Origin of the sequence: Geobacillus sp. DSP4a, assembly GCF_013096875.1 — a bacterium.
Lineage (GTDB): Bacteria > Bacillota > Bacilli > Bacillales > Anoxybacillaceae > Geobacillus > Geobacillus thermophilus.
The window spans coordinates 1-25727 of sequence record NZ_SDLD01000035.1; the positions used below are offsets into that span (position 1 = coordinate 1).

Genomic DNA, 25727 nt, shown 5'->3' on the forward strand with positions numbered 1-25727 from the left:
CTCAACTGTAAATACAGCTTGTTGTACCGTCAACATGTGATTCACCTCCTTGTCTATCAGTATTCACATCATAGACAAGGAAAGAAGAAAATATTCAGCTCACTTTATGATGTGGCTGAATAGTTACCAAAAATTTTTTAAAGATAAAAGATAACAATGTCACTAAAATAATCAGTAAGAATAGCCCAAAGTATTTTGCTTCCCATAACAAAATAGCTAAAACTAATGAAAGTAATAGAGTAATAGAATAGCTGACACATGCCTCTTTTAAAATTCCTAGTTCTAGGGCCCCTTTAAAGATTTGACCCACGCAGAGAAAGAAAAGCAATATCAAAATAACATTAATCCCGAAATAAACCAGTAAACTAACTAAATAAGGCAGGAGATTGTAGTAATTTATCTTTCCAATTTCTCCGTGGAAAAACAAAAAGGAATAATAGGCACCTGATATCATCAAACAATACATTGAAAAATTAAATAAATGTCTCCAAAAAGACATTTTTCGTCTGTAAAACAGTTCCACAACACTATAAATAAACAAAACTTTCAGAGTAAAACTAATGCCATATAAAAATAAAATAGCAAGATAAATAGATGAGTCCATTGAGAAAGAATTAGCTTTAGGAGGTAAACTAATCGGAAAAAAATTCAACAAAATAATGGAACCAACTAACATATAAATTAAAACCCAATCCCAAAGGGATTGAGCAAAGAAATCAAGATTAATCCAAAAGCTGGACAAACCTAAAAATGAAATTATGATAATATAAATTTTTTCTGTTTCTTTAAAATTCAACGCCATATATAACCACTCTCATGTGAATAAAATTCGATTAATAAGACTAAAAAGAGACGCAATACATGAAATCATTTTCTTAATCAAGTGTTGAAAACATCTTGAATCAAATCTTGCAGAAAAGCCACAACTATTCAATCAGTCTAAATCCAGAAGTCAATGCCACAATCACCGAACCAAGGATGAACAAATTGATCAATACTTGTTTTACTTTGAATTTCATGTCCTTTTCCCCCTAAAAATTAGTTTATTGATTCGCAGGAGCGGCCGTTGTTTCTTTCTCAGCATCGTCTGCCCCATGCCGCGGTGCGCTGAGCATCAGATGCTGGATGAACAAGAACGCCCCTACGTTCATCACGACGTCGCCGATACTGATGACTTGCTGGCGCGGATACGGCGGAGACAGCGGAATGATGTCGCCGAGAAACGGCAGAAGCGTATCCGATGTGATCGCCTGGTGCTTGCCGTACAAACCGGCTTTTAACGCTTCGATATATTCGCGGCCGAGAAATTGGGCGGCTTCGATCGAGACCGGCATCCGTCCGCCGTTTACGGCCATGACGATAAAGTTGAGCAAGACGCCGGCGAAGATGACCGAAAACCCCGGCTGATGGCGGTTGAGCCATAAAAACGCGAGCCCGATGATGTAGACGAGGAGAAAAATGCCGTTGCTCATGCTCGAGATCCATGCGACCCGCTCTTGCAGGAAAAAGACCACAAACTGCACCGCCAACAAGAGCGGAAACAACCAACCGCCGCGCAATTTCATGTTGGCCAACCCTTTCAGGCTTCCGCCGCGAAACCAGCCGATCAACAACGACAAAATGATTCCATCGTAAACCATAATGCTGTCCCCTTGATAAACAGAATTTTCTCTTTTTTCTAAACTGCTATCCTCACTTCTATTTTTACCGTTTTTTTCATTCCATGTAAATAGTCCGTTCGTCCTAACTACAAACAAATTTTGATGAATATCGTTTCCTTCTTTTCGTTTTCGTCATTCTTTGAAACAAGAAACGACAAAAACAGCGTCATGTATATCCATTGAATAGTGAAAAAGAACCTACCCTCAATGGAATGATCCCCCGACTGCAAATGCGGCATGCGTTTTTCTCGTTGAAAGACAAAAAGCCCTTTTTTATTATTCCGTATTGCTTTTCGGAAGATTATTGTTATAATTGTTTATACAGTAATAATTTTATGGATAAAAACGTCCTTTTTGCCCATTATATGGAAAGGAGATGAAAAAGAAATGGACGCGGAAATGTTGGGAAGCAAGAATGACAAAACGTATACACGTCGGATTAGCCAAGTCGGGAATAGTTTGTCCGTTAGCATCCCGAAAGATTTAGCCACGATGCTAAACCTAAATAAAGGCGATGAAATCGAAATATATTACGACAAGGAACGAGGGGAAATCGTGATGAAACGCGCAAACCGAATTCCAAAAGAAGTCCGTCCTGAAGTCGTGATGGCGATGAACCGCGCGATCTCCAAATATGACGAAGCGCTGCGCAACTTGAAATATAGATAAAGGAGCAGCTGGAGGAAAACATGGTTTATTATTTGACAGCGGAAGAAATCCTATTTATCCATTACACGGTCATGGAAATGTACGACGACGCAGAACAAGCGGGGATCCAATTCCCCGATAAATTCGCGTGGATGTTGGAAAGACCGAAAACGAAATTGTTCGGGGAGGAACAGTTCCCTTCGATTATTGAAAAGGCTTGCTGCTATTACCATTCCATCGCGACAGGTCATATTTTCCACAACGGCAATAAGCGGACGGCTTTAACCGTATTCGTCACGTTCCTTGATTTGAATGGATATGAGTTCACGATGACCAATAAAGAAGCGGAAGATTTCACGGTGTACCTTGTCGAGGATGCCAAGTTCCGGGGAAATGATTGCATCCAGCATCTTGCCCACGAATTAGAGAGTTACATCCGTCCCATCCAAAAACGAAAAGAATGAGGAAAAGAGTGAGGAAAAGAGCGGGCCAAAGCCGGGTCAAGTTCAATTATTGCGTGAAATTCCATCGCCAACCCAGTAAACTTGGATGACAGGACAACAACATCGTTTTTTGCTGCTTTGTTTTTACACAACTGTGCGAACCTTGATCCAAAGCCGCCTTTTCGCTATCCTCAATTTTTAGGTATTGTCAAAAGTTTATCCTCCACACTCACGGTCTTCCCTTGAGTTTCAACGGTTGAACGAAAAAAGCTTTCTACCCCCGGTGTTTCGGCCATCATTGAGGCAACAACACCCAACAGCCAAAACAAAGGGCGGCCTGATCTTTTGTCCTCCAGATCCCGTTGAAACGAAAGTTTGCCCATTGTATCCCCGCTTATTTTTTGGCTATCCTACAACATGGAAGCGAAAGTCTTTCGTCGGAAAATGAGAAAAACGGATTCCGATCATCGTCAGGAATCCGTTTGTCTATATTGTCAACATTTCTTCAAAATTTGGCGATTCATTAGTTGAACTCTTCAAAAAAATATATATAATTTCTTGTATATCTTTCCCATCTTTGCTCAAGGAGGAAGCTCAATGAACACACTAGGAAAAATCAGCAACTTTGTCGGCAACACCTTTGCCATCTGGGTGCTTCTGTTCGGAGCGCTCGCCTTTTTCGCTCCCAGCGCATTTACGTGGATCGCTCCGTATATCGTGCCGCTTCTAGGCATCGTGATGTTTGGCATGGGATTGACGCTGTCAGCGAACGATTTTAAAGAGGTGTTCAAGCGTCCGCTTGATGTGTTAATCGGCGTCGTTGCCCAGTTTCTCATCATGCCGCTTATCGCGTTTTTGCTCGCTTACTTTCTGCCGGTTTCGCGCGAAGTGGCGCTCGGCATTATTTTAGTCGGCTGCTGCCCGGGCGGAACGGCGTCCAACGTCATGACGTATTTGGCGAAAGGAGATACGGCTCTGTCGGTCGCCGTCACGTCTGTTTCGACGATTTTAGCGCCGATTTTGACGCCTTCGCTCATCTTGCTTTTAGCGGGAAAATGGCTGTCCGTATCGGCCGCAGCTTTGTTTTGGTCGATCGTCAAAGTCGTCCTGATTCCGATCCTTTTAGGACTCATCGCCCAGGCGCTGTTCCAAAAGCAAGTCAAAGCGTGCATCCCGGCGCTGCCGCTCGTTTCGGTCATCGCCATCGTGGCCATTGTCGCCGCCGTCGTCGGACAAAACCAGGCGGCCATTGCCAAAAGCGGGCTTCTGATTTTTCTTATTGTCGTTGTTCATAACGGATTGGGCTTGCTGCTTGGGTATTGGTTTGCCAAACTGTTTCGCCTGTCACCGCCAAAACAAAAGGCGATTTCCATCGAAGTTGGCATGCAAAACTCCGGGCTTGGTGCGGCCTTAGCGACCGCCCATTTTTCGCCGCTCGCCGCCGTTCCAAGCGCTATTTTCAGCGTCTGGCACAATATTTCCGGTCCGATTGTCGCAACATACTTCCGCAAACAAGCAGATCGCCAGGCGGATGAACAAACGATTTCCGCTTAACCCCTCTCACGCTTTGCCTAGCAACAAAAAAGCTGTCTTCCGAAATGAATGATCGTTTTTCGGAGACAGCTTTTCCGCTCATCTTTCTTATTCCTTGACACCCGGGACAAAAGGCAGGCACCCGCCTTTCACCTCATTTCACAGCGCCCCTTCAAACGGAAACACCATCCGCCCTGCCAGTTCAGGAAAATCAATGAACGGATTGCGGTTGCCTTGGATGAAAAAAATCGCGCTGTTGCGATGATGTTCATACACCGTCGGTGGAAATTGTTCGTGCCAACGGACAAGGAGCGGAATATCGATTTTGCGCCGAAACGACTTTGCGATCGCCTTCGGGTAGCGAAGCAGAAAGTACAGCATCGCCCTTGCCGCCGTCCCTTTGCCGTATTCCGGCTCGAAATAGCCATTATGAACGACTCCGCAGCGGTTTTGGATTTGTTCGTCGGGATCTTCCGGATTGTAAAACGGGAAATCCGCGTACGGAAAATTCGACCGCATCGTATTGCACTCCGGCTGGCAGACGAACAAATGATGCAAATCGCCTTTCATCGGTTCGCGGGCGCCAAACCACGACTGCGGAACGACATGTTCCGCATTGAATTTCCATTGCTGCTCGATCGTGTTCACCCGCTCGTGCACATCGCCGAGCCCATGCTTCATTTTTTTCAACAACTGGCGAAATTCATCGTAGCGCCGTTTCATCGTTTGGACATCTTGGACGATCAACATCTTCGGGTCTTTTCGCTCGCCGGAGTACAAGCTTCGCACCGTTCCGTCCGGCTGCAAGTCGACCCATGTGTACAAATATTCGTCCTTGCTGAAAAAATACGGCAGCCGTCGCTTATGGGTGCGCGCCGCTAGTTCATGATAGCGGACAAACAACATCAATCCGTCCCCTTCAAGCGGCAGACGGCGGTAATACCGTTCGCGCGCCCGCTCATCTTCTGCGGCCTGATAATACGCGTCCTCCACCGCGAGCCGCTCATTCAGCTGCTCGAGCCGTTCTTTCGGATCTTCCTCCCGCCATTGGCCAAGCTCCTCAAGCCGCCGTTCCGCCTCTCCCATCGGCGCTCCCCTTTCTTTTTTCTTTTAGTGTATCACGGAAGACGAAAGAGGACGATAACAGCGTTAATGCAAAAGAAACGATGTCGCGCCGAACAAAACGGCGGCGATGCCGGCGGCGATCAACGACGGAATCAGCTTCGTTCGCGCGTATTCCATCACCGGCAAATCCAAAATGGTGCAAAGCGTCACTGTATTGTCGCTAAGCGGCGACGCAAACGCCCCGAACGTCCCACTCGCAAACACCGCGCCGATGACCGGCAAAATGTTCGTTCCCGACTGGCTCGCGAGCGTCACACCAAGCGGCATCAACATCCCCCACGTCCCCCATGACGAGCCGATGAAGTAGGAAATGACGGCGCCAAGCAAAAACAAAATCGGGGCGACAAAAAACGATGGGATCCATTGTTTGACATGGCCCGTAATGTATTGCGAAAACCCTAAATCCTCGGCGACAGCCGACAGCGCCCAAATGAGCGCCAGCATTAAAATGACGGAAATCAGCTCATTGCCGCCTTTCACAAAATGGGTCAACAAATCGTTCAATTTAAATCGTTGCCAAAGGAAAAAGGCGACAGCGATAATTACAGTAAACAACAACGCCTCCAACATCGCGCCGAGCGCATCGCTTTGCAAAAACGCCTGCCAAAACGTTCTTGCCCCCCGGCGGCCGTCCCACCAACTTAAAAACAACGTCAAGACAAGCACGATCGAAAGCGGAACGATCAAATTCCACGGCTTGACCGGCGTTTCTTTTTGGTAAGCGCGCGGGCATGTCTGCATCGCGTCTCCTTCTTCCCCTTGCGCTTCATTGGGCTCATTGTCAGCCGGCCGCTGTTCTTCCGCCATTTCGAGCGCCAACCGCTCGTTCCAGCTTCGAATCGGCGCCTCTTTCCGCTTTTCGCTTACTGCCGCTTGTTTTTTGCGCGAATAGACAAAAAAACTGTAGTAGAGCCCAACCGCAATAATGGCATACGAGAAAAAGGTGAACTACCCACCACCTACGCTTCGCTTAGAGGTGGGGGCTTCAAGCGACTTGTGTGTGTTCGCTGAACGGTAAGCCACACACAAGAACCCTTTACGCTTCCCTTCGTTCCGAAGGTGTCCGTTCTAGCCATATTCTATCATATTCGTTGGCTAACGCCAACCGAAATTCATCTCCCACTTTCACTGGTGCTGGCGCACCTTCACGTTTAGAAGTAGGAGACTTCTTTCGGAGGGAAGTTAAATGGAATGCTTCGGACGTACACGATGTACGGCTCCGCTCCGATGCCAGCCGTATCAAGCGCCTTATCGATGACCGACACCATATAGCCGACAAACGCGGTGGCAATTGGGATGAGCGCGACAACCGGGTTGGATGTCACCTCAATGGCAAAGCCGATTTGCTGGGACGACAGCCCAAGCCGTTTGCGCAGCGCCTTCATGATCGGCGCGACGGTGACGATGCGAAAATCGGGGTCGCTAAACGTCACCATCGTCGAAATCCACGTCAGCAGCATGGCGGTTTTGGCCGATTTCACTTTTTTGCTGACGAGATGGACGAACCCTTTGATTCCCCCGGTATATTTGATCATGCTGACAAGACCGGCGAACACATACAAGAAAATGATGATGCGAATGTTGTTCGTCTGCATCAAGTTATCGACGACGTAATGAAGCATCGTCCGCAGCCCGCCAAGCAACGACGGCGTCATGAAATAGCTGCCGACCAACAGCCCGACAAACAGTCCAGGGATCACTTGCTTCGTCCAAATTGAAATCGGGATGACAACTAAAAATGGCAAGAGAGCTTTCCACGACGGTTCCATTGGCCATTCACTCCTTTCTTTAGTATGGCGATTGTTTCCTCTGTCTATGCAATCCGCTGCGAATCTTCATCCAACAACACGGAAACAGCTGCGAAAAAAGTGCAAGAGGACATACACGAATGAAACCGCTTTCCTGCTCCAAAAATAAAAAAGCTGCCTATTAGACAGCTTTCACTGCTTCTTTTTGGGACGAGAGCGCCAACAAATGGAGCGTCACTTCCGGCTTCGAGCCGATTCGAATGTTCACCCCGGTTTGCCCAAGCCCTTCGTTGATATAAAACGGTTTCCCCTCCCATTCATGATAACCTTTGATCATGTTCCGCTCGGTGAGCGTTTTGCTCATTTTCGCCAAATGGTACGGCTTTGGCCAATGAATTTGCCCGCCGTGGAAATGGCCGGACAACAAGTAGTCAAAATGATAGTCTTTCATATGCGGCACGATGTCCGGATCGTGCGTCAACACGAGGTTGATGCCGTCTTTCACGCCGGCGTATGCCTTTTTGATGTCGCTGCGCCCCGTGTAAAAGTCATCGATGCCGATGATATTGACGGTTTGACCGTTGACGGTGATCGTTTTCGTCTCGTTTTGCAAGACGACGCAGCCGTGCGCCTCAAGCGTCGCTTTCAAGCGCGCAAACGGTTCGCCTTGAAGCACGTAATCGTGGTTGCCAAACACCGCATACATGCCGTACGTCGGTTTCAATGCATTCAGCGCGGCCAAATACGGACTGAGCTTGGCGATGCTTTCCTCACGGTCCAAAAAGTCGCCCGTTAAGGCGATCAAATCGATGCGCTCCCCTTTCAGCTTTTCATACACATCATCCGGGGAAATGGACAGCTTTTCCAAATGAAGGTCAGACAGCTGCAAAATGCGGATGGCGCGGTTCCCACCATCCAGACTGCCGACCTGAACTTTATGCAAAACCGCTTCATACGTGTTGCGGTGGGCTTTGCGAATGGCCAAAGCAAGCAATAACAAGATTGCAAGAAAAACAAAAAAGAAAGTCATCGTCTTCTCTCCTCCCTCGATACCCATTATAGTGAAACGGAGGAGAGAAGAAAGAGGGAGTTAGTGGATGAGATGGCAGCCGTACAACGAAAACAATTTTTCCTTTGACATCACCAAATATTTCGGCGGGCGGACAAGCGGCATGAGACGGTGTTGGGCCACTGTCATCATCGGCCAATGGGATGCCATTTTAAACCAACGATAAAATGAATTGCCAATGTTAATGACATCAAATCCGAGTCTCTCACAACCTTTATTTAACATCGTCACGCCGATGATCCCTTTTATGCGGGAGGACTGTTTGTGATGGTAAAGATGATGGGCAACATACGGCAAACCGGCTTTCACTTGTTCGAAAATATAACGTCCTTTTTGAATATCGCTTCGATACTGCATCAGTTCGCGAAGCAGACGAACATTATGAAGGTGAATTTTCAACAGCCATTCATTGGCCGCAATCGTCGTTCCGTCCGAAAGGTGAATGGTTTCACCCTTGTATCGAAGCAAACGGACGCGGAAAATGGAACGACAGCCGTTCTCTTTCCCACCAACATATTCGAGGCGGGAACATGCATAATAGAGCGGATCCATCAGTCCCCATACAGACAACAGCCACTGCGTCGCTTTGCTTCTCATTGGCGGCATCCTTCCCTGCTCGTTCTATCCATTTACATTATGGAATCGATCGAGCGCCATTATAAATGGAGAAAAAAGGAGAAAAAAGGAGAAAAAATCGCTGCATGACCAGTCGGGAGACGCGCGTACTGAGGTCCAGTTCCATTTCGCCCCCTGCTCGAGGCTTTATCAAAAAAGCGCGCACGAATCTCTATGCGCGCCAAGCAACTATGCTCTTATGATTGGACAAACGCCACTGTGTTTACATCCTGTTGGCACACGGCCAGGCGGTTTTCCGCATGTTTTGCTTCCAAGCAGGAGATGCATCCAAAATTCGAATCTGCCCGCGCCCCTAGGAACGCATCCGAAAATGCGCATTCATTTGCCCTTTCAACATCCGCTCACGCAGCTCTTTCGTCATTTCCTGACGGATTTCCCACGTCGACACCCCTTCCTCGCGCTGATTGGCAATTTTCATCAACTGCTCCACATCGGCGAACGAATATTTGCGGATGCCTTTCGAACGGTCAGGGAACACCAGCTTCCGTTCCTCGTAATAACGAATTTGCCGCTGCGACAGCCCGGTCAGTTCGCTGACGACACCGATCGAAATGACTTTTTTGTATTTGTAATGATCCTCTTGAGGATGATCTGTCATACTCCTCACCTCAATTCGTTATATTTTATAACGTAATTATACAAAAAATGATGTTAGCCCGCTAACTTTTGTAAATAAAATTAACATATTTTTTAAATTTCCTGTAAATGTGCTTAACACATTTGCTGTATGCTGAAGAAAAAGATGATATGGTAAAGGTAAAAACAGGGAGGGAATCGAATGGGGACATGGATGAGAAGCGCCGTGCGGAAGAAAAAGCAGTTTTACATCGAACGACTGATGCAGTTCGGCTTAGCCGCCGACCGCGAGCGTCTCGAAGAGTGGACAATGGCCGAACTGCGCCGCGAATATGAACGATTCCACCCCGCCCAGACGATCGAAGGAGGACGCCGCCATGGACAAACAAGCGCTCGAACTGGCCAAACGCATCATTGAACTCGATCTTGAGCGCGACGCGATGTTTGAGCAACTGATCGCGCTTATCGGCAACCGAGCAGATGAACTGCTTCGATTTTTGCAAAATCGATTATAAAACGATCATGCGAAAGTGCCCTGAATTTCTTCACGGGCACCTTTTTTCACCCTCATTCTTCAACAGAAATCCTTCCGAAATCAGCGCCAAGGCTGGAAAAACTTAAGAAACGCCGCGAACCCCCCTCTTTGTCAACCTAAAGAAAGGACTGTGTTCCACCAGTTTTTTCGTTCAATCAAACGATTCCTTTGAAAGTTTGCAGCGTCTCTTTGGGTTACCCTATTCATTCTGCTGCTTTTTGAGAGAACGATTCGACTGCAACCGTTGTTCCTTGAAGGCGACGAGCGGCCATCACCGCGGCCATGAAAACGAAGGCCAGCATCCAAAACCCATACGCCGAAGAACCGGTCCACTGCTTCATCACCCCGAGCACGTTTGGCAGCAAAAACCCTCCCAGTCCGCCAGCGGCGCCAATGATGCCCGTCAACAAACCGACTTCTTTCGGAAACCAGGTTGGAACGACTTGGAACAACGCACCGTTCGCCGCGCCAAAACAAAGGAAAAGAGCAACCATCAATCCGAACAGGACGAAAAGAGACGGCAATGTACCGATGCAAGCCAGCAACAAAGTCCCAGCGGCAAACAACAAGGAAAGAAGCCGCATTCCCCCGATCCGGTCAGCGAGATAGCCGCCAATCGGCCGGATGAAACTGCCCGCAAACACGACGGCGGTGACGAAATCGCCGGCCGTGACTTTGCTGATGCCGTATTCATCAAAGAAGAAAATGCCCAAGTAACCCGTCAGCCCCACAAATCCGCCGAATGACAAGCTGTAGAAGAAACAAAACAGCCATGCTTCTTTTCGCTGGAGGACGGCTCGGTATTCACGCAACGAAACGGGTTTCACCGCTGTTGGACATTCACGCGCCAGCCAAGCGAACAAAAGGAAGACGACAACAAGCGGTACGAGCGCCAACCCGAACACCGCGTTCCACCCATACGCCTCCGCCAGCCGCGGGCCAAACAGCGTTGCCAGCACCGTCCCGCTGTTGCCGGCCCCGGCGATCCCCATGGCCAGCCCTTGATATTCTTTCGGATACCAGCGGCTCGCAAGCGGCAACGCAACGGCAAAGCTGGCTCCGCCCACCCCTAATAAAAATCCGAGCGCATACACATCCGTCATCTGATCTGCAAACCGCCAGCCCCACACAAGCGGCATAGCCGTCACCGCCATGCCAAGCAGACCGGCCCGCTTCCCGCCCCAGCGGTCTGCCAAAAGCCCCATCGGAATGCGAAGCAGCGCCCCGCCCAACACGGGAATGGCGACCATCATCCCTTTTTCCGCCGGCGTGAGCGCAAACTGTTCAGCGACAAACACCCCGAGCGCGCCAAGCAAGTTCCAAATCATAAAGCTGATATCAAAATACAAAAACGACGATAAAAGCGTCGGCGCATGCCCGACGCGCCAAAACGATTTTCTCGCCATCTTCCCCCAACTCCCCCTTGGCACAGAATGTTCGTTATGTTAAAATGGAAATGAAAGCGATTTCTCAACCTACTTCCCGCCGTATTGCCGGGAAGTTTTTTTCTTATGGCGCGTCTCGGTCCGCGCGCCCCGCTGGGGATGATTCCCCGCCGCGGACGGAAAAGAGAGCGCTTTTTCCGGCGAAATGAACCACCCAAGTCAATTTCTCCCTAAATCGACCACTGGCCGCACCCGAGCTGCGCACCGCTTAAACGCCGGCATCCGGCAATGGGGATCGAGCTCATCGGATGTGACGTTGTTGATTTGCCCAAGGCCGCTCCAGTGGAACGGGACAAAAATCGTATCCTCACGAATTTGGTCATTGTATCGGCTGCGGACGACCGCCGCACCGCGGCGCGTTTCAATGCGCACAAGCATCCCTGGGCCGATCCCGTATCGTTTGGCCGTCCTCGGGTGGATTTCCACGACCGCCTCCGGCTGCCGCGCCGAAAGCGCCGGGCTCCGCCGCGTTTGCGTTCCGCTCAAATAATGAACAAGCACCCGTCCGGTCGTTAAATAAAGCGGATACCATTCATCCGTCTCCTCTTTCTCCGGCCGAAACGGCAAAACCGCAAACCGAGCCTTGCCGTCCGGATGAGCAAACCGTTCCGTAAACAACCGAGGAGTCCCAGGATGATGCGCATCGGGGCAAGGCCAGTAGACACGTTCGCGCCGAAGCCGCTCATACGTCACACCGTAATAATCTGCTTTGCCGCCGCGGCTCGCCAACCGCAGTTCATTGAAAATCTCTTCGGCTGACGTGAACGGGAAGAAGCGGCCTTTGCCAAGCTTGTGCGCAATCGCGCATAAAATTTCCCAATCATGTTTCACCTCCCCAGGACGCTTCCGAGCCGCCGGCCGAAAGCACACCCGCCCTTCGACGTTCGTCACCGTGCCTTCGTCTTCCAAATACGACGAAACAGGCAGCACGAGATCGGCCAGCTCAGCTGTTTCGGACAAAAACATATCCGCAACGACAAGAAACTTCAGTTTTTGCATCGCTTTGGCCACAAACGCCGCATTCGGGCTCGAGACGACGGGGTTCGACCCCATGACCAACAGCCCGGTGATCTCGCCCGCATCGATCTTTTGCATCATTTCATACGCTGACACCCCCTTTCGCGGCAGCTCATCCGGCGCAACGCCCCATACGCTTGCGATATACCGCCGGTGTTGCGGATGCTCAATGCTTCGGTAGCCCGGCAGCTGATCGGCTTTTTGTCCATGCTCGCGCCCGCCCTGCCCGTTCCCTTGTCCGGTGATCGAGCCAAACCCAGAGCCAGGACGGCCGATGTTTCCGGTTGCCAGCACGACGTTGATCCACTGTCTGACCGCCGCATAGCCGTCCGTCTGCTGCTCCAAGCCGCGCGCCGTGAGCACGATCGCATCGGCCGCCTCCCCGTACTTTCGCGCCGCCAAGCGAATCTTCTCTTCCGGCACGTCAGTCAGCCGGACGATCTCATCCATCTCCACTGCTTCTATGTGCTGTTTCCATTCGACAAACCCAACCGTCCGCTCGCGCACAAACGCTTCATCGATATATCCTTCGTCAAGCAGCACTTTCCCGATGCCGACGGCCAGCGCCGCATCCGTTCCGGGCTTGAGCGGCAGGTGCAGATCCGCCAACGCCGCCGTTTTCGTTTCCCGCGGATCCACCACGATGATAAAAGCGCCGTTCTTCTTCGCTTCATAAAAATACGGCATCAACGTCGGCTGGCATTCGGCGACATTGGTTCCAGCCAAAATGATCGTCTGGGCGAGTGGAATGTCGGAGAGCGGATTCGTCAACCCGCGGTCAAGACCAAACGCGTCGTTCATCGCGGCCGCGGCCGCCGACATGCAAAAACGGCCGTTGTAGTCGATGTGCCGCGTCTTGAGCGCCACGCGGGCAAATTTCCCGAGCAAATACGCCTCCTCGTTCGTCAAGGATCCGCCGCCGTAAACAGCAAACGCATCGACTCCATCTTCCTTCTGAATGGAGATGATTCGTTCCGCGATCAGCGAAAGCGCCTCCTCCCAACGGACCCGCACAAACCGGCCGTCCACTTTCGCAAGCGGAACCAACAGCCGCTCGGGATGCAAAGCGTGCTGGTGGGCGTTCATCCCCTTTAAACAAAGGCGGCCGTTGGACGTCGGGTTGTCGGTCGGGACCGCCTTGTAGCGGCGCCGCTCTACAATCCGCTCCTCCACCAGCTGAAGCGTGCACTGGACGCTGCAAAACGGACATTGCGTCGCGGCAGCCGTTTCTGACGCCCGTTCTTTTTCCTTGGCGCGAAAGTAGCGCAGCAATTCGTTCGTCATCGCCATTCCCCCGCTTCCTACAGCTCGACATATACCAAGCCGTCTTTCACCGCCGCGCGGTACGTTTTGACACACCCTTCATCCGGCGCCTGTGCCTGACCGTCTCTTAAGCAAATTTTCCAATCATGGAGCGGACAAAACACATACTCGCCGCTGACAATGCCTTGCGACAGATCACCTCCTCGATGCGGACAGCGGTTTTCAACGGCAAATACTTGATCGTCACCCGTCCGGAACAACGCCAGCTCACGATTCCCGACCCGCACGCATTTTCCGAGCCGCTTCGGCAGCTGTTCCAATGTTCCCACTTCCACCTTCATCCTCTCTTCGTCCTCCCCCTGCATCGATGTCTGATCCTGTTTGGCCATTCCTTTACAAACTTTCATGAACAACAACGTAAAATCGTCGTTTCGCAAACGAAAACCTCGTTTCCGGCTGGACGATGGCCATCATTTCCCTCTCTTCGTTCCAGCATTGATCCTAACCGATGATCAATCCAGGCGGCGGAACATCAACTTTTTCCGCCCGCCGTCATCCCCCTTCATTCCACCGGCACCGGCTCTTTGTCGCCGATATCGCGGAACAATGTTTGTTGCAGTTCATCGTTTTCGACGATTTCCCGCCACGGATCTGTTGTCGCGGAAAGAGCTTTGTGAAGCCGCTCAAGCAGCGCGCGGCGCGTTTCCACATCGAACAACACTTCGCGGATATGCTCAAGCCCGACGCGCTCGACCCATTTGGACGTCCGTTCCAAATAATGCGCGGACTCGCGGTAATATTGCAAAAAAGCACCAGTCATCTCGATCACTTCGTCTTCCGTCTTGACCGTGCAAAGCAAGTCAGCTGCACGCAAATGGGTGCCGCCGTTGCCGCCGACATAAATCTCCCATCCGCCCTCGACGCCGACGACGCCGACATCTTTAATGCCCGATTCCGCACAGTTGCGCGGGCAGGCGGAGACGGCCATTTTCACTTTATGCGGCGTTTTCAGCCGCTCAAATGTTTGTTCCATCCGAATGCCAAGCCCGGTCGAATCTTGCGTCCCAAAGCGGCAAAACTGCTTGCCGACGCACGTTTTCACCGTCCGAAGCGCCTTGGCGTAGGCGTAGCCTGACGGCATGCCGAGATCGGCCCAAATGCGCGGCAAATCTTCTTTTTTCACCCCAAGCAAGTCAATGCGCTGCCCGCCGGTGATCTTAATCATCGGCACGTTGTATTTTTCCGCGACATCAGCGATGTTCCGCAGCTGTTCGGCTGTCGTCACCCCGCCATATATGCGCGGCACAACGGAGTACGTGCCGTCGGCCTGGATGTTGGCGTGCAGCCGCTCATTGACAAACAAGGATTCCGCTTCTTCATCGTACTCGCCCGGATACAACATGCCCAGGTAATAATTGAGCGCCGGACGGCATTTCGAACACCCTTCCTCGTTTTTCCATCCCAATACACTCATCACTTCTTTGACCGTCATCAGCCGCTTTTCTTTGATCGCTGCAACCACTTCCTCGCGGCTTAGGTCCGTGCAGCCGCAGATCGTTTCTTTCACCGCATACCGGTTCGCTTCTTCACCAAGCATATGCTCAAGCAGCTCGGCGACAAGCCCTTTGCATCCGCCGCACGAGCGAGACGCGTTCGTATAGTCGCGCACCTCGGCGACCGTCTTAAGCCCGTGTTCGGCAATCGCCTGACAAATCGCGCCTTTTGTCACCCCGTTGCAACCGCAAACCACATCGGTGTCGGCCATCGCCGCCGCAAGGCTTCCCTTCCCGCCTAAAGCGGCTGGGGCAAACAGCGACAGCGAGAGCGCCTCAACCGAATCGCCGCGCTGGATCATATCGAACAGCTTTCGACCCTCGCTCGTATCGCCAAACAGCACCGCCCCAACGATTTTCCCTTCGCGAACGACGACTTTCTTGTACACCGAGCGCGCTTCGTCATACAGTTTGATCGACTCCGTCCCTTCGCCATCCATAAATTCACCAGCCGAGAACACGTCGACACCGGACACTTTCAGCTGAGTCGCAACGACAGATCCTTCATACGGCTTTCCTTTTCGGCCGCAAATCGCCTCTGCCAGCACTTTCCCCTGCTCATAAAGCGGAGCGACGAGCCCATACACAACACCGCGATGTTCCGCGCATTCACCGACCGCGTAAATGTGCGGCACGCTCGTTTCCAAGTAGTCATTGACAACGATTCCTCGATTCACTTCAATGCCGCTTCTCCGCGCTAAATCAACATTCGGACGAATACCGACCGCCATCACCACCAAGTCGGCGGCAATGGACGTACCGTCCTTAAACCGCACTCCCTCCACACGGCCGTTGCCGAACAATTCGGCCGTCTCCTTGCGAAGCAAAACGTTCATCCCTTGTTTCTCCAGCTCCCGCTGCAGCAGCTTGGAAGCGGTCGGATCAAGCTGGCGTTCCATCAAATAGTCGAAAATATGGATGACATCGACATCCATTCCTAAGTGAAGCAGGCCGCGCGCCGCCTCCAATCCAAGCAGGCCGCCGCCGATGACCGCCGCTTTTTTGTATGTCTTCGCATATTCGATCATCCGCTCGCAATCTTGGATATCGCGAAACGCCGTCACCCCGGGCAAATCCGCCCCCGGCACCGGCAAGATAAACGGATTCGACCCTGTCGCGAAAATCAATTCATCGTATTCGACTACCCGCCCACGGTCGGTCCGAACAAGCCGCCGCTTGATGTCGACTTCCGTCACCGTTTCGCCGGCAAACAGCCGAATGCCGTTTCGTTCGTACCATTCCCAACTGTTCAACGTAATGTCATCAAGGCGCGTATCTCCTTGCAGCACCTTCGACAACAAAATGCGGTTATAATTCGGATGCGGTTCGCTGCCAAAAATCGTGATCTCAAACGCCTCGCGGTCAAGTTTTAAAATCTCCTCGATGCAGCGAACCCCCGCCATGCCGTTGCCGATTAACACGAGTTTTCGTTTCATATCGTCATCCCTCCATACTTCTTGTCATCGATGCAGCCAAAGCCGGATCGTCATCACCAGCATCTCCCATAATCCGACTGTTTTTGTTCGCATCACCCTCACAATTTCCCCTTTGCCTTGGTTGTGCCCATCATATCACGTCAAAAACGAAGTGTGCATTTTTTATGTTAGATTATATAACATGATTTTAACAAAAAATATGAACGATCGCATAAAAATCAGAGGGAATATACGGTTTCACTACAATTGCGTAACTTTTTATAACATAAAAGATGCACAAAAAGCGGCCTCCCGGCTGATGGCGCGGAGGCCGCTTCTTATTGGAGGTTGCTCATTAGGGGATCATCAGTGAATCGGACGGGATTCCAGTAGTTCATCGATGATGCGCGCGTAGTGGTCAATGCGCCGCTCCAGCTCCTCCATCTGCCGCTCAAGGCGGGTGACGTATTGACGGAAGGTCATCGGAGCGCCGAATCGCTGTTCGAGCCGCTCTTCGATTTTCTGCCGCTCGCCGTGGACAGAGACGAAGATGCGCATCTCGCGGCCGAACACTTCGCGGACAGTTTCACTGATGAGTTCGCCGTATCTTGTTTGCAGCCATTCACATTGAATGTCGTTGAGGCATTCGATGATGAGCCAATCGTCATCCACCGTCGCCGACGTCGAGGCAAACCACGTGTCAAACGACGGCCCGGACAGCTTTTGCGCAAGCTTCGTTTTCACTTGTTCCCAAAGATGGTGCTCCTTCACACACTCACCCCCTTTCGTCTACTCGCCTGGCTGCCATACATGTTCGCGCAATTTCGCCCGAATGTCATCCGGAATCGGTTCAGGCCGCCCGGTATCAAAATTGAAATTGACATACACCGCCCGGCCTTTCGCGCACACCACCCCGTTTTGGTGGATTTCTTCATAAATCGTGAGGCTTGTGTTGCCGATGCGCTCAATGCCGGTATACACAGTCACATCTTGCCCATAATACAGTTGGTTGACGTAGTCAACCTCCATGCGGATGATCACCATCCGCCAACGTTTGAATGACAAGTCAGGTGTAAACAGCTTGAAAATTTCATGCCGCCCCGCTTCAAACCAAACGGGCACGGTCGTATTGTTAATATGGCCGACGCCGTCCGTCTCTGACACGCGCGGCGTAATGACAGTCGTAAACACGAACGCCCCTCCTCCACAAGAACTGGAATCGTCTTTTGTCGAATTTCGGCGGCTGATGTATATGTGTTCGCTCCACGATGTGGAAATTCCTGCTTCACCATCAAGAAAACATGAAAAACGTCGCCCCTTGAGCGGAAGGGGGATCCAACTTGAGAAGTGAGACCCTATTTCCAACAGCCAAAGAAAAAACAGGAGCCTGAACCAGCCCCTGTTTGTTTCTCCTCACCCTTTATCCGGTTCGACGATCGTCCCTGTAAACGCCGCTTGATAAATCGCGCGGATGTCGGCTTCCGAAAGCGGCATCGGGCTGCGGGCGAGCAGCCGTTTTTGCTGGACGGCGTCTTTCGTCAGACTTTCTAATGCGCTTTCCGGAATGCCAAAACCGCCGAGCGTCTTCGGGATGCCGACATCGGCGACGAGGCGCTCAAGCTCCTCGACGCAGCGGCGCGACGCCTCCTCCTCTGATAAAAAGCTTGAGTTGCCGCCAAGGGCGTTTAACATGTCCGCCATTCGTTTCGTGCAGCTTTGGCGAATGTAGCCCATCACATACGGCAAGAGCACGGCGTTCGATTCACCATGGGCGATATGAAACTGCCCGCCGAGCGGATACGCGAGCGCATGCACGCCCGCCACGCCGGCGTTGAAAAACGCCAACCCAGCCAGGTAGCTGCCGTTCGCCATATCGATGCGCGCCTGTTGGTCCGCTCCATGTTCCACCGCCTTGCGCAATGAGCGGGCAATGAGGCGCATCGCCTGAAGCGCCAAGCCGTCCGACGTCGGGCTCGCATTGACCGACACGTACGCCTCGACCGCATGGGTGAGCGCATCGATCCCAGTCGCCGCCGTCACCCGCGGCGGGACGGAAACCGTAAGCTGCGGGTCGACGATCGCCACATCCGCCAACAAATAGTCATGCGTCACGACATCTTTCGTCGTGTCTAGCGACAAGACGGAGATGTTCGTCACCTCCGACCCGGTGCCTGATGTCGTCGGAATCAATATTTTCGGCAATCCTTTTTTCTCAAGCGTTCTTGTCCCCGTCAAGTTTAAATACTCGGCGACCGATCCTTCGTGGACAGCCAGCACCGCCGCCAGTTTCGCCAAATCCATCGCGCTGCCGCCGCCAACCCCGATGACGAGATCAAACTCTCCGCCGCGGGCAAACGCCACCGCCTTTTCCCCCGTTTCAAGCGGCGGCTCCGGCACAACATCCGTATACACATGCACGCTGCATCCTGCTTGCCGGAGCGGGGACGCCACTTGCTCGACGAGGCCAATTTTTTCAAGCGCTGGATCGGTGATCACCAACACGTGTGTGCCTCCAAGCCTTTTTACTTCCGGAACCAACTGCGTAAGCGCCCCCCAGCCGACATAGCTGAGCGGCGGAAAGACGATGCGGGATGCGGTCATGGTTTTCTCTCCCCCTTATTCAACATTTTTTCGGAAGAATGAACGCGTTTTCTTTCCATCCGCATAACCAAACTCCTATGCTCGCCAAGCTTCCTCGAGCTCCCTCTTCAGCTCTTCGACAAGCTCCGCCGCCGGAAGCTCCCGCGCCAGCCGATATCCCGTCCCGGCCCAAAGCGACATTCCCTCCGGGTCGCCCGCCTTGGCGGATGCGGCGCGCAGCGGCTTCGTCATATGGTGCACATGCGGATACGCCGCCGGCGCCAAGGTGCGATACTCCGCCATAAACCGGTTCACAAGCCCGCGCGCCGGCCGGCCGGTAAACGCCCTCGTCACGGCCGTCTCCACAAACCGCGGATCGGCAAGCGCCTGTTTATGAAGCGGGTGCGCCCCGCTTTCCGGGCAGCGCAAAAACGCCGTCCCGAGCTGCACCGCGCTCGCCCCGGCTTTAAGAGCCGCCGCAATGCCGCGCCCATCCATGATCCCGCCCGCCGCCGCGAGCGGAACCCGGACCGCCGCCCGCACTCGGGCCAGCAGCGGAAACAACTCAAGCGCCTCATCCTGTTCCGGATCGTTGCCAAACGACGCCCGATGCCCTCCCGCTTCCTCCCCTTGCACACAAAGCGCATTCGCCCCGGCTTCAGCAGCCATGCAGGCTTCTTCCCTTGATGTCACCGTCACCATGACAAACGACCCGGCCTTTTGCAAGGCGGCGATCACTTCCTTGTCCGGGCAGCCGAACGTAAAGCTGACGACCGGCACCCGCTCCTGAAGAAGCACATCAAACTTCGCCTCCCAGTCGTCGTCATCCCATTTCGGCTCGCCGACTGACGCCCCAAGCCGCTCCGCCTCGGATTCGAGCACGGCGCGGTAGCGTTCGAGCGCCTTTTCATCCACTGTTTTATCCCCCGGCACAAACACATTCACCCCAAACGGCCGGTCCGTCAACGTCCGCAGCTCGTGAATTTCCTTCCTCATGGCCTCCGCTGTCTTGTACCCGCCAGCCAAAAAACCAAGCCCTCCGGCGTTCGACACCGCCGCCGCCAGTTTAGGCGTCGACACTCCGCCAGCCATCGGGGCTTGGATGATCGGGATGGGAAGTGTAGAGAACATGGCAATACCCTCTTTCTGCATTAGTGGTTGTCCTATCCTCGTTTACGGTTTCTTAACTCTTTCGCGTTTTACTCAAGAAATTCCTTCATCGTTGCGTATAGGAGCATTTTGATTCTCCTACAAAGGAATAAAAAACTGATACGGCGAAGAAATCATTACGACCAAGTATGCTAAAATAAATATATGGGGAGGATAACGAATGAGGGAAGAGATGTCTATTGCCCATAATAATTATGACATCATTTTCCGCAGTATGACGGAACAGTTTAAAGAAAAAGCTCTCGATTTTTATGGTATACATGTTGCCCCAATCGTTCGCGTTGAACCAACAGACCTGCCGATCATCGCTGTCAATGACCGAAGAATGGATTTCTTGTTTCTACTAGCCGATGATACGTACCTACATTTAGAGTTTCAAACAACGTTTCGGGAACATGACCTCGATCGATTTTTACAATATGATGTAAGTGCATATGAAAAATATAAAAAACCCATTCATACTGTGGTGATTTATAGTGCGAACGTCGACAATGCTCCTCGATCCAAAAACTACGGTTCTATCAAATACGAGACACAGGCTGTCTTTATGAAAGACTATGACGGGGATCAAATAATGAAGCAACTAAAAACCAAAATCGAAAACAACGAGGAACTAACAGAACGAGATGAGTTGAATCTTATCTTTTTACCCTTGATGAAAAGTACTGTAGACTGTTCAGAACGAGCAATTGAGGCAGTAGAATTAGCCCAAAAGATTACAGATCCAGAAAAACAATTCCGCTTATTGTCAACGATTATTGCTGTGTCGGACAAATTTATCGATGAGAAATACGTTGAAAGACTAATGGAGGCGATCAAAATGGTGAGAGTACTTCGGGAATTGGAAAAAAGAGCAGAGCTGAAAGGGAGAATTTTTGAAAGCCAACAAGCCATCAAAAAATATATGAAAGCCCGGTATGGAGCAGCGGCAAAAGAAATACAGGACAAAGTAGATACGATCACCGATTTGTATATATTGACCCATCTGTTAGATGACATTTTCGGAGCTGAAACACGTGAAGAAATCGAACGACTAATCGACGAAGCGATCACAAAACAATCACAGATGAACCAAAGCACAAAACAGTTGGAAAAATAAAATGCTTCTCCCCCAATCCGCCAGCCGATTGGGGGAGAGGAGTCACGGCCGAAACGCTTTTAACCGTTTCGCCAGTTCTTTCGTACGCGGATATACATCGCGATAAATCGCAAACAGCTCTTTGTACCGGGCGACCGCATCCGGCCGCGGTTCGACGATGGAATCGACTTGTTTGAACGCGTCGGCGCATTCCTTGAGCGAATCAAACCAGCCGACGCCGCAGGCTGCGATCATCGCGGCGCCGAGCCCCGGCCCTTGTTCGCTTTTCAACTTCTCCACCGGTAGGCCGAAAATATCGGCTTGGATTTGCAGCCACTCGGCGCTTTTCGCCCCGCCGCCGATCGAGACGACCGAGTCGATCGTTTTGCCGCTCGCTTTGATGATCTCCACCGACTCGTTGAGCGAGAACGTAATCCCTTCCATGACCGCGCGGGCGAAATCCCATTTCGTCTGCCGCGAGTCGATGCCGATAAACGACCCGCGAATATCGGCGTCCGCATAAGGCGTCCGCTCGCCGACCAAATACGGCGTAAACAACAACCCGTTCGCACCGATCGGCGACTCGGCAGCGCGCTGGACGATCTCGGCAAACGGCACGTCTTCCGCAAACGTCCGCTTCCACCAGTCAAAGCTGTAGCCCGCCGCCAGCGTCACTCCCATGATATAGTAGGCATCCGGCTCGGCGTGGTTGAAGTAATGCACTTTTCCAGCGAAATCTTTTTCCCCGCTTTGTTCATAGGCCAGCACGACGCCTGACGTGCCGATGCTCGACATCATGCGGCCTTCTGCCAAAATGCCCGCGCCAACCGCGCCGCAGGCGTTGTCCGCCCCGCCGGCAAACACTTTCACCGATACCGGCAGCCCCGTCTGCTCGGCCACCTCCGGGCGCAGCGTCCCGACGAACGCCGTCGCTTCAACAAGCGGCGGACAAAGCGAAAGATCGACGCCGACCGCACGGGCAATCGCCTCGCTCCACGTTTTCGTTTCAATATCCAACAGCAGCGTCCCCGCCGCATCCGATACATCCATCGCCATGTGCCCGGTCAAGCGGAAGCGGACATAATCTTTCGGCAACAAAAACACCCGCGCCTGCTCGTAAAGGTGGGGTTCATGGTTTTTCACCCACAGCAGTTTCGGCAGCGTAAACCCTTCGAGCGCCTCATTTTTGGCAATGGAAAGCAGCTGGTCGCGGCCGACCTTTTCTTCAATTTCCCGACACTCTTCCGTCGTTCGCGTATCATTCCACAAAATCGCGTTGCGCACGACATTCCCGTCGTCATCAAGCAGCACAAGCCCGTGCATTTGTCCAGAAAAACTCAAGCCGACGATCGACTCCGGGGAAACGCCCGCCGTCTCCCACACGCGGCGGAGCGCGACGATCGTTTTTTCCACCCAATCGTCCGGGCGCTGCTCGCTATAACCGGAATGCGGCTGGTAAAGGGGATAGGACTCGGTCCATTCCCCTCTCACCACGCCGTGTCGGTCGACAAGCAGCACTTTGACGGCACTCGTTCCTAAATCGACGCCAATGACGTATTCCATCCTCATCCCTCTTTCACGAACGGGATGCGCTCGGCACGCTGACTTCCAACAAATATTGGTTGAGCAGCGTTTTCAAGCGCTCAAGACGACCGGACGCATTGCGAATGTCGCCGAGCTGCAAGGCATACTCCTCAAGCTTTTTGAAGTCCGCCGTCCCTTCGACGATCTCGCGGCCGATGCCTTCCGTATAGCTTTTGTACCGTTCTTCGATGAACTGTTCAAACACGCGGTCTTCCAGCAAGCGATGAGCGACTTTCAAACCAATCGCAAAGCTGTCCATCCCGGCGATATGAGCGTAGAACAAATCTTCCGGTTCGAACGAGCCTCTCCGCACTTTCGCGTCAAAGTTCAAGCCGCCGCGCCCAAGGCCGCCGTTTTGCAAAATTTCGTACATCGCCAAGGTCGTCGCATACAAGTCGGTCGGGAATTCGTCCGTATCCCAGCCAAGCAGCGTATCGCCTTGGTTGGCATCGACCGAGCCCAACATGCCGTGAATGCGGGCGACGCGCAGCTCATGCTCAAACGTATGGCCAGCCAACGTCGCATGGTTCGCTTCAATGTTGAATTTGAAATGATCTTTCAGCCCATATGTCTGCAAGAACGCCAACGCCGTCGCCACATCAAAATCGTATTGATGCTTCGTCGGCTCTTTCGGCTTCGGCTCGATCAAAAACTGGCCGTCAAAGCCGATTTCTTTCGCATAGTCGACCGCCATGTGCAAGAAGCGGGCTAAGTTGTCAAGCTCCAGCTTCATGTCCGTATTCAAGAGCGTCTCATAACCTTCCCGGCCGCCCCAAAACACGTAGTTTTCCGCTCCGAGCCGTTTGGCGATCTCGAGCCCTTTTTTCACTTTCGCCGCCGCATAGGCGAATACATCGGCATTGCATGACGTTGCCGCCCCGTGAACGAAGCGCGGATGGCTGAACAAGTTCGCCGTATTCCACAGCAGCTTCGTTTTGCTTGTTTTCATGTATTCTTCAATCATATCGACAATTTCATCCAAATTTTTGTACGTCTCGCTGAGCGTCTCGCCTTCTGGAGCGATGTCGACATCATGGAAGCAGAAAAACGGAACGTTCAGCTTTTCAAACAGCTCAAACGCCGCCTCGACGCGCGCCTTCGCCAAATCCATCCCGCTGTATTTGTCCCACGGACGAATCATATTGCCGACGCCAAACGGATCCGATCCATCCCCCGTGAACGTATGCCAATACGCGACCGAAAAGCGCAAATGCTCCTCCATTGTTTTGTCGCCGACTTTTTCTTCTGGATTATAAAACTTAAACGCCAACGGATTGCGCGACTCTGGTCCTTCATATGGAATGGTGCCGATATTCGGGAAATACGCCATGTCCAAGTCCTCCTTAAATAAGCGAGAATGATTTGTTTCAGTTTTATTATAACGCTTTCATGATTGTTTGTCTATCATATAAACAAAGTGTTTTCACCTGTAAAACCACAACTATGTTAGTTGAAGTTTTACAGGGGGGATGGGCATACGATCCCCCACACTCTAGATATTACCGTTTTTTATTACATAATGCTTTACATTCCGACGCTTGTTATGATGACTTTCTGTTTCCACAACTACTTTCAGATTTTAAAATTCAACTTAGTCAGCACTAAATCGATACCTTGTCATCGACACCTGCTCCTTGTCAGCCGGCAATACGATCGACGGAAACTGCGGATGGTGAACCGCATCCGGCAGCCCTTGCGTTTCTAAGCAAATGCCGAGATATTTCCGCGACGGCACGCCGCCCAAATCCAACCCTTCCGGCAACTGGTTCGATGTATACACCACCACGCCGACTTCGTCCGTCTCCACCGTCAACACTCGCCCGCTCTTCGGGTCGGAAAGCACAATCTCTTTGTCATGATGCCGATCGAGCCAAAACGGATGGTCATAACCCCCGCCAACGAGTGCAATTTGCGGATGCCCGGATTCGACCGCCTCCCGTATCGTCTTTCCTTGCCGCAAATCAAACGGCGTGCCGGCGACATCCAAGACGCGGCCTGTCGGAATCAACTCCTCATTCAGCTCCAACACACGGGAGCTTTGGATGGTCAGCGTGTGATCCAAAATATCACGCTTGCCGTTGCCGCTCAAGTTAAAATACGTATGGTTCGTCAAATTGACGAGCGTCGTTTTGTCCGAACGAGCCCGGTACGTGACGGTCCATTCGTTGTTATTATTGAGCCAATACGCTACTTGAACATGAACCGTTCCCGGATATCCCTCCTCCCCGTCCGGGCTTGTGTACGAAAAGACGATCCCAACCGCATCATCGCGCTGAACCGGTTCCGCCTGCCAAAGCACACGATGGAATCCGTTCGGGCCGCCGTGCAAGTGGTTGTTGTTCTCATTTTTCGCCAACCGGTACGTGACGCCATCAAGCTCAAAACTCGCCCCTTGAATGCGCCCCGCCACCCGGCCGATCACCGCGCCAAAGTAAGGGGCGTTGGTCAAATACGGTTCAAACCGGCCAAACCCGAGCACGACATTTTCGATCTTGCCGTTCCGGTCGGGAACGCGGAGGTCCGTCACGATGCAGCCGTAATTTGTCGCGGATAGTTCCATACCACGGTCGTTTGTCAAGGTGAATAAGAACACGTCGTTTCCATTCCATTCGGACCACTTTTCGTATGTAATGTTCATCTCGATTCTC

The 25727-nt window shown here is 52.0% G+C and carries 24 protein-coding genes and 2 pseudogenes; 6 read left to right on the forward strand and 20 right to left on the reverse strand.

All coding sequences use genetic code 11. The features are described from left to right. Positions 1–94: 94 nt before the first annotated feature. Complete coding sequence (locus tag ETC02_RS12330; RefSeq protein ID WP_253264142.1) at positions 95–802, reverse strand: hypothetical protein; 708 nt, start codon at positions 800–802, stop codon at positions 95–97. A gap of 241 nt (positions 803–1043) precedes the next feature. Continuing rightward, positions 1044–1640 (reverse strand): DUF5317 domain-containing protein, encoded by a 597-nt coding sequence (locus ETC02_RS12335; RefSeq protein ID WP_063211321.1) that lies wholly within the window; start codon positions 1638–1640, stop codon positions 1044–1046. 408 nt (positions 1641–2048) lie between these two features. Here ETC02_RS12335 and ETC02_RS17735 point away from each other — a divergent pair, with 408 nt between their 5' ends. Further along, a complete protein-coding gene (locus ETC02_RS17735; protein ID WP_014195946.1) occupies positions 2049–2330 on the forward strand; it encodes an AbrB/MazE/SpoVT family DNA-binding domain-containing protein in 282 nt (93 codons plus the stop codon). 20 nt (positions 2331–2350) lie between these two features. After that, on the forward strand, positions 2351–2773 hold the full coding sequence (locus ETC02_RS12345) for a type II toxin-antitoxin system death-on-curing family toxin (protein ID WP_013145233.1): 423 nt from the start codon (positions 2351–2353) through the stop codon (positions 2771–2773). A gap of 170 nt (positions 2774–2943) precedes the next feature. Here ETC02_RS12345 and ETC02_RS12350 read toward each other — a convergent pair whose 3' ends face one another. Next, positions 2944–3135 carry a hypothetical protein gene (locus tag ETC02_RS12350; RefSeq protein ID WP_014195948.1) on the reverse strand — a complete coding sequence of 64 codons (192 nt, stop codon included), beginning with the start codon at positions 3133–3135 and terminating at the stop codon, positions 2944–2946. Positions 3136–3349: 214 nt separating this feature from the next. On the opposite strand from ETC02_RS12350, the gene ETC02_RS12355 reads away from it, so the two are divergent. Further along, positions 3350–4306: a bile acid:sodium symporter family protein gene (locus ETC02_RS12355; protein WP_050367316.1), complete on the forward strand. Its 957-nt coding sequence runs from the start codon at positions 3350–3352 to the stop codon at positions 4304–4306. 138 nt (positions 4307–4444) lie between these two features. On the opposite strand, the gene ETC02_RS12360 is transcribed toward ETC02_RS12355, so the two are convergent. From ETC02_RS12360 to ETC02_RS12385, 6 genes and pseudogenes are all read right to left on the reverse strand, one after another. After that, entirely contained in the window at positions 4445–5371 is a 927-nt protein-coding gene (locus ETC02_RS12360) for an endonuclease I family protein (protein ID WP_050367317.1), read from the reverse strand. Positions 5372–5434: 63 nt separating this feature from the next. Beyond that, positions 5435–6352, reverse strand: a pseudogene (locus ETC02_RS18600) (Na+/H+ antiporter NhaC family protein); the annotation flags it as partial. A 239-nt stretch (positions 6353–6591) separates the two neighbouring features. Next, a pseudogene (locus ETC02_RS18605) lies at positions 6592–7179 on the reverse strand (Na+/H+ antiporter NhaC family protein); the annotation flags it as partial. A gap of 160 nt (positions 7180–7339) precedes the next feature. Then, positions 7340–8188, reverse strand: coding sequence for a metallophosphoesterase (locus tag ETC02_RS12375; RefSeq protein WP_063211323.1), 849 nt, complete (start codon positions 8186–8188; stop codon positions 7340–7342). Between the two features lie 60 nt (positions 8189–8248). Further along, positions 8249–8824 carry a YkoP family protein gene (locus ETC02_RS12380; RefSeq protein ID WP_050368674.1) on the reverse strand — a complete coding sequence of 192 codons (576 nt, stop codon included), beginning with the start codon at positions 8822–8824 and terminating at the stop codon, positions 8249–8251. 331 nt (positions 8825–9155) lie between these two features. Beyond that, positions 9156–9461, reverse strand: coding sequence for a MerR family transcriptional regulator (locus tag ETC02_RS12385; RefSeq protein WP_047818455.1), 306 nt, complete (start codon positions 9459–9461; stop codon positions 9156–9158). Positions 9462–9641: 180 nt separating this feature from the next. On the opposite strand from ETC02_RS12385, the gene ETC02_RS12390 reads away from it, so the two are divergent. Continuing rightward, positions 9642–9857: a Fur-regulated basic protein FbpA gene (locus ETC02_RS12390; protein WP_050367318.1), complete on the forward strand. Its 216-nt coding sequence runs from the start codon at positions 9642–9644 to the stop codon at positions 9855–9857. Beyond that, positions 9817–9954: a hypothetical protein gene (locus ETC02_RS12395; protein ID WP_011231352.1), complete on the forward strand. Its 138-nt coding sequence runs from the start codon at positions 9817–9819 to the stop codon at positions 9952–9954. Before ETC02_RS12390 ends, ETC02_RS12395 begins: the two co-directional genes overlap by 41 nt. 223 nt (positions 9955–10177) lie before the next feature. Here the strand turns inward: ETC02_RS12395 and ETC02_RS12400 are convergent, their stop codons facing one another. From ETC02_RS12400 to ETC02_RS12435, 8 genes are all read right to left on the reverse strand, one after another. Continuing rightward, a complete protein-coding gene (locus ETC02_RS12400) occupies positions 10178–11380 on the reverse strand; it encodes a nitrate/nitrite transporter (protein ID WP_063211325.1) in 1203 nt (400 codons plus the stop codon). Positions 11381–11578: 198 nt separating this feature from the next. Continuing rightward, the gene (nasC, locus tag ETC02_RS12405; RefSeq protein ID WP_050367319.1) at positions 11579–13726 is read right to left on the reverse strand and encodes an assimilatory nitrate reductase catalytic subunit NasC; all 2148 of its coding nucleotides are present in this window, start codon (positions 13724–13726) and stop codon (positions 11579–11581) included. A gap of 11 nt (positions 13727–13737) precedes the next feature. Then, a complete protein-coding gene (nirD, locus tag ETC02_RS12410) occupies positions 13738–14040 on the reverse strand; it encodes a nitrite reductase small subunit NirD (protein WP_033006119.1) in 303 nt (100 codons plus the stop codon). Between the two features lie 221 nt (positions 14041–14261). Next, positions 14262–16688, reverse strand: a complete 2427-nt coding sequence (gene nirB, locus ETC02_RS12415; protein WP_063211326.1) for a nitrite reductase large subunit NirB — start codon at positions 16686–16688, stop codon at positions 14262–14264. Between the two features lie 345 nt (positions 16689–17033). After that, positions 17034–17438 carry a DnaA N-terminal domain-containing protein gene (locus ETC02_RS12420; RefSeq protein ID WP_025950747.1) on the reverse strand — a complete coding sequence of 135 codons (405 nt, stop codon included), beginning with the start codon at positions 17436–17438 and terminating at the stop codon, positions 17034–17036. A gap of 18 nt (positions 17439–17456) precedes the next feature. Continuing rightward, positions 17457–17858 (reverse strand): acyl-CoA thioesterase, encoded by a 402-nt coding sequence (locus ETC02_RS12425; protein ID WP_047818459.1) that lies wholly within the window; start codon positions 17856–17858, stop codon positions 17457–17459. Between the two features lie 222 nt (positions 17859–18080). Beyond that, positions 18081–19268 (reverse strand): iron-containing alcohol dehydrogenase, encoded by a 1188-nt coding sequence (locus ETC02_RS12430; RefSeq protein WP_063211328.1) that lies wholly within the window; start codon positions 19266–19268, stop codon positions 18081–18083. Positions 19269–19343: 75 nt separating this feature from the next. Then, entirely contained in the window at positions 19344–20378 is a 1035-nt protein-coding gene (locus ETC02_RS12435) for a nitronate monooxygenase (protein WP_050367320.1), read from the reverse strand. Between the two features lie 199 nt (positions 20379–20577). Between ETC02_RS12435 and ETC02_RS12440 the strand changes: the two genes are divergently transcribed. Continuing rightward, positions 20578–21516, forward strand: a complete 939-nt coding sequence (locus ETC02_RS12440; RefSeq protein ID WP_050367321.1) for an RpnC/YadD family protein — start codon at positions 20578–20580, stop codon at positions 21514–21516. Between the two features lie 42 nt (positions 21517–21558). Here ETC02_RS12440 and xylB read toward each other — a convergent pair whose 3' ends face one another. The 3 genes from xylB to ETC02_RS12455 all read right to left on the reverse strand — a co-directional run bounded on the left by xylB (position 21559) and on the right by ETC02_RS12455 (position 25717). Next, positions 21559–23058 carry a xylulokinase gene (gene xylB / locus ETC02_RS12445; protein ID WP_050367322.1) on the reverse strand — a complete coding sequence of 500 codons (1500 nt, stop codon included), beginning with the start codon at positions 23056–23058 and terminating at the stop codon, positions 21559–21561. Positions 23059–23071: 13 nt separating this feature from the next. Next, positions 23072–24409 (reverse strand): xylose isomerase, encoded by a 1338-nt coding sequence (gene xylA / locus ETC02_RS12450; RefSeq protein ID WP_050367323.1) that lies wholly within the window; start codon positions 24407–24409, stop codon positions 23072–23074. A 261-nt stretch (positions 24410–24670) separates the two neighbouring features. After that, complete coding sequence (locus ETC02_RS12455; protein ID WP_050367324.1) at positions 24671–25717, reverse strand: aldose epimerase family protein; 1047 nt, start codon at positions 25715–25717, stop codon at positions 24671–24673. Between the last annotated feature and the right edge of the window lie 10 nt (positions 25718–25727).

Coding starts and splice junctions, on each gene's coding strand:
- ETC02_RS12330 (WP_253264142.1), bottom strand. CDS start 802: ATGGCGTTGAATTTTAAAGAAACAGAAAAAATTTATATTATCATAATT.
- ETC02_RS12335 (WP_063211321.1), bottom strand. CDS start 1,640: ATGGTTTACGATGGAATCATTTTGTCGTTGTTGATCGGCTGGTTTCGC.
- ETC02_RS17735 (WP_014195946.1), top strand. CDS start 2,049: ATGGACGCGGAAATGTTGGGAAGCAAGAATGACAAAACGTATACACGT.
- ETC02_RS12345 (WP_013145233.1), top strand. CDS start 2,351: ATGGTTTATTATTTGACAGCGGAAGAAATCCTATTTATCCATTACACG.
- ETC02_RS12350 (WP_014195948.1), bottom strand. CDS start 3,135: ATGGGCAAACTTTCGTTTCAACGGGATCTGGAGGACAAAAGATCAGGC.
- ETC02_RS12355 (WP_050367316.1), top strand. CDS start 3,350: ATGAACACACTAGGAAAAATCAGCAACTTTGTCGGCAACACCTTTGCC.
- ETC02_RS12360 (WP_050367317.1), bottom strand. CDS start 5,371: ATGGGAGAGGCGGAACGGCGGCTTGAGGAGCTTGGCCAATGGCGGGAG.
- ETC02_RS12375 (WP_063211323.1), bottom strand. CDS start 8,188: ATGACTTTCTTTTTTGTTTTTCTTGCAATCTTGTTATTGCTTGCTTTG.
- ETC02_RS12380 (WP_050368674.1), bottom strand. CDS start 8,824: ATGAGAAGCAAAGCGACGCAGTGGCTGTTGTCTGTATGGGGACTGATG.
- ETC02_RS12385 (WP_047818455.1), bottom strand. CDS start 9,461: ATGACAGATCATCCTCAAGAGGATCATTACAAATACAAAAAAGTCATT.
- ETC02_RS12390 (WP_050367318.1), top strand. CDS start 9,642: ATGGGGACATGGATGAGAAGCGCCGTGCGGAAGAAAAAGCAGTTTTAC.
- ETC02_RS12395 (WP_011231352.1), top strand. CDS start 9,817: ATGGACAAACAAGCGCTCGAACTGGCCAAACGCATCATTGAACTCGAT.
- ETC02_RS12400 (WP_063211325.1), bottom strand. CDS start 11,380: ATGGCGAGAAAATCGTTTTGGCGCGTCGGGCATGCGCCGACGCTTTTA.
- nasC (WP_050367319.1), bottom strand. CDS start 13,726: ATGGCGATGACGAACGAATTGCTGCGCTACTTTCGCGCCAAGGAAAAA.
- nirD (WP_033006119.1), bottom strand. CDS start 14,040: ATGAAGGTGGAAGTGGGAACATTGGAACAGCTGCCGAAGCGGCTCGGA.
- nirB (WP_063211326.1), bottom strand. CDS start 16,688: ATGAAACGAAAACTCGTGTTAATCGGCAACGGCATGGCGGGGGTTCGC.
- ETC02_RS12430 (WP_063211328.1), bottom strand. CDS start 19,268: ATGACCGCATCCCGCATCGTCTTTCCGCCGCTCAGCTATGTCGGCTGG.
- ETC02_RS12435 (WP_050367320.1), bottom strand. CDS start 20,378: ATGTTCTCTACACTTCCCATCCCGATCATCCAAGCCCCGATGGCTGGC.
- ETC02_RS12440 (WP_050367321.1), top strand. CDS start 20,578: ATGAGGGAAGAGATGTCTATTGCCCATAATAATTATGACATCATTTTC.
- xylB (WP_050367322.1), bottom strand. CDS start 23,058: ATGGAATACGTCATTGGCGTCGATTTAGGAACGAGTGCCGTCAAAGTG.
- xylA (WP_050367323.1), bottom strand. CDS start 24,409: ATGGCGTATTTCCCGAATATCGGCACCATTCCATATGAAGGACCAGAG.
- ETC02_RS12455 (WP_050367324.1), bottom strand. CDS start 25,717: ATGAACATTACATACGAAAAGTGGTCCGAATGGAATGGAAACGACGTG.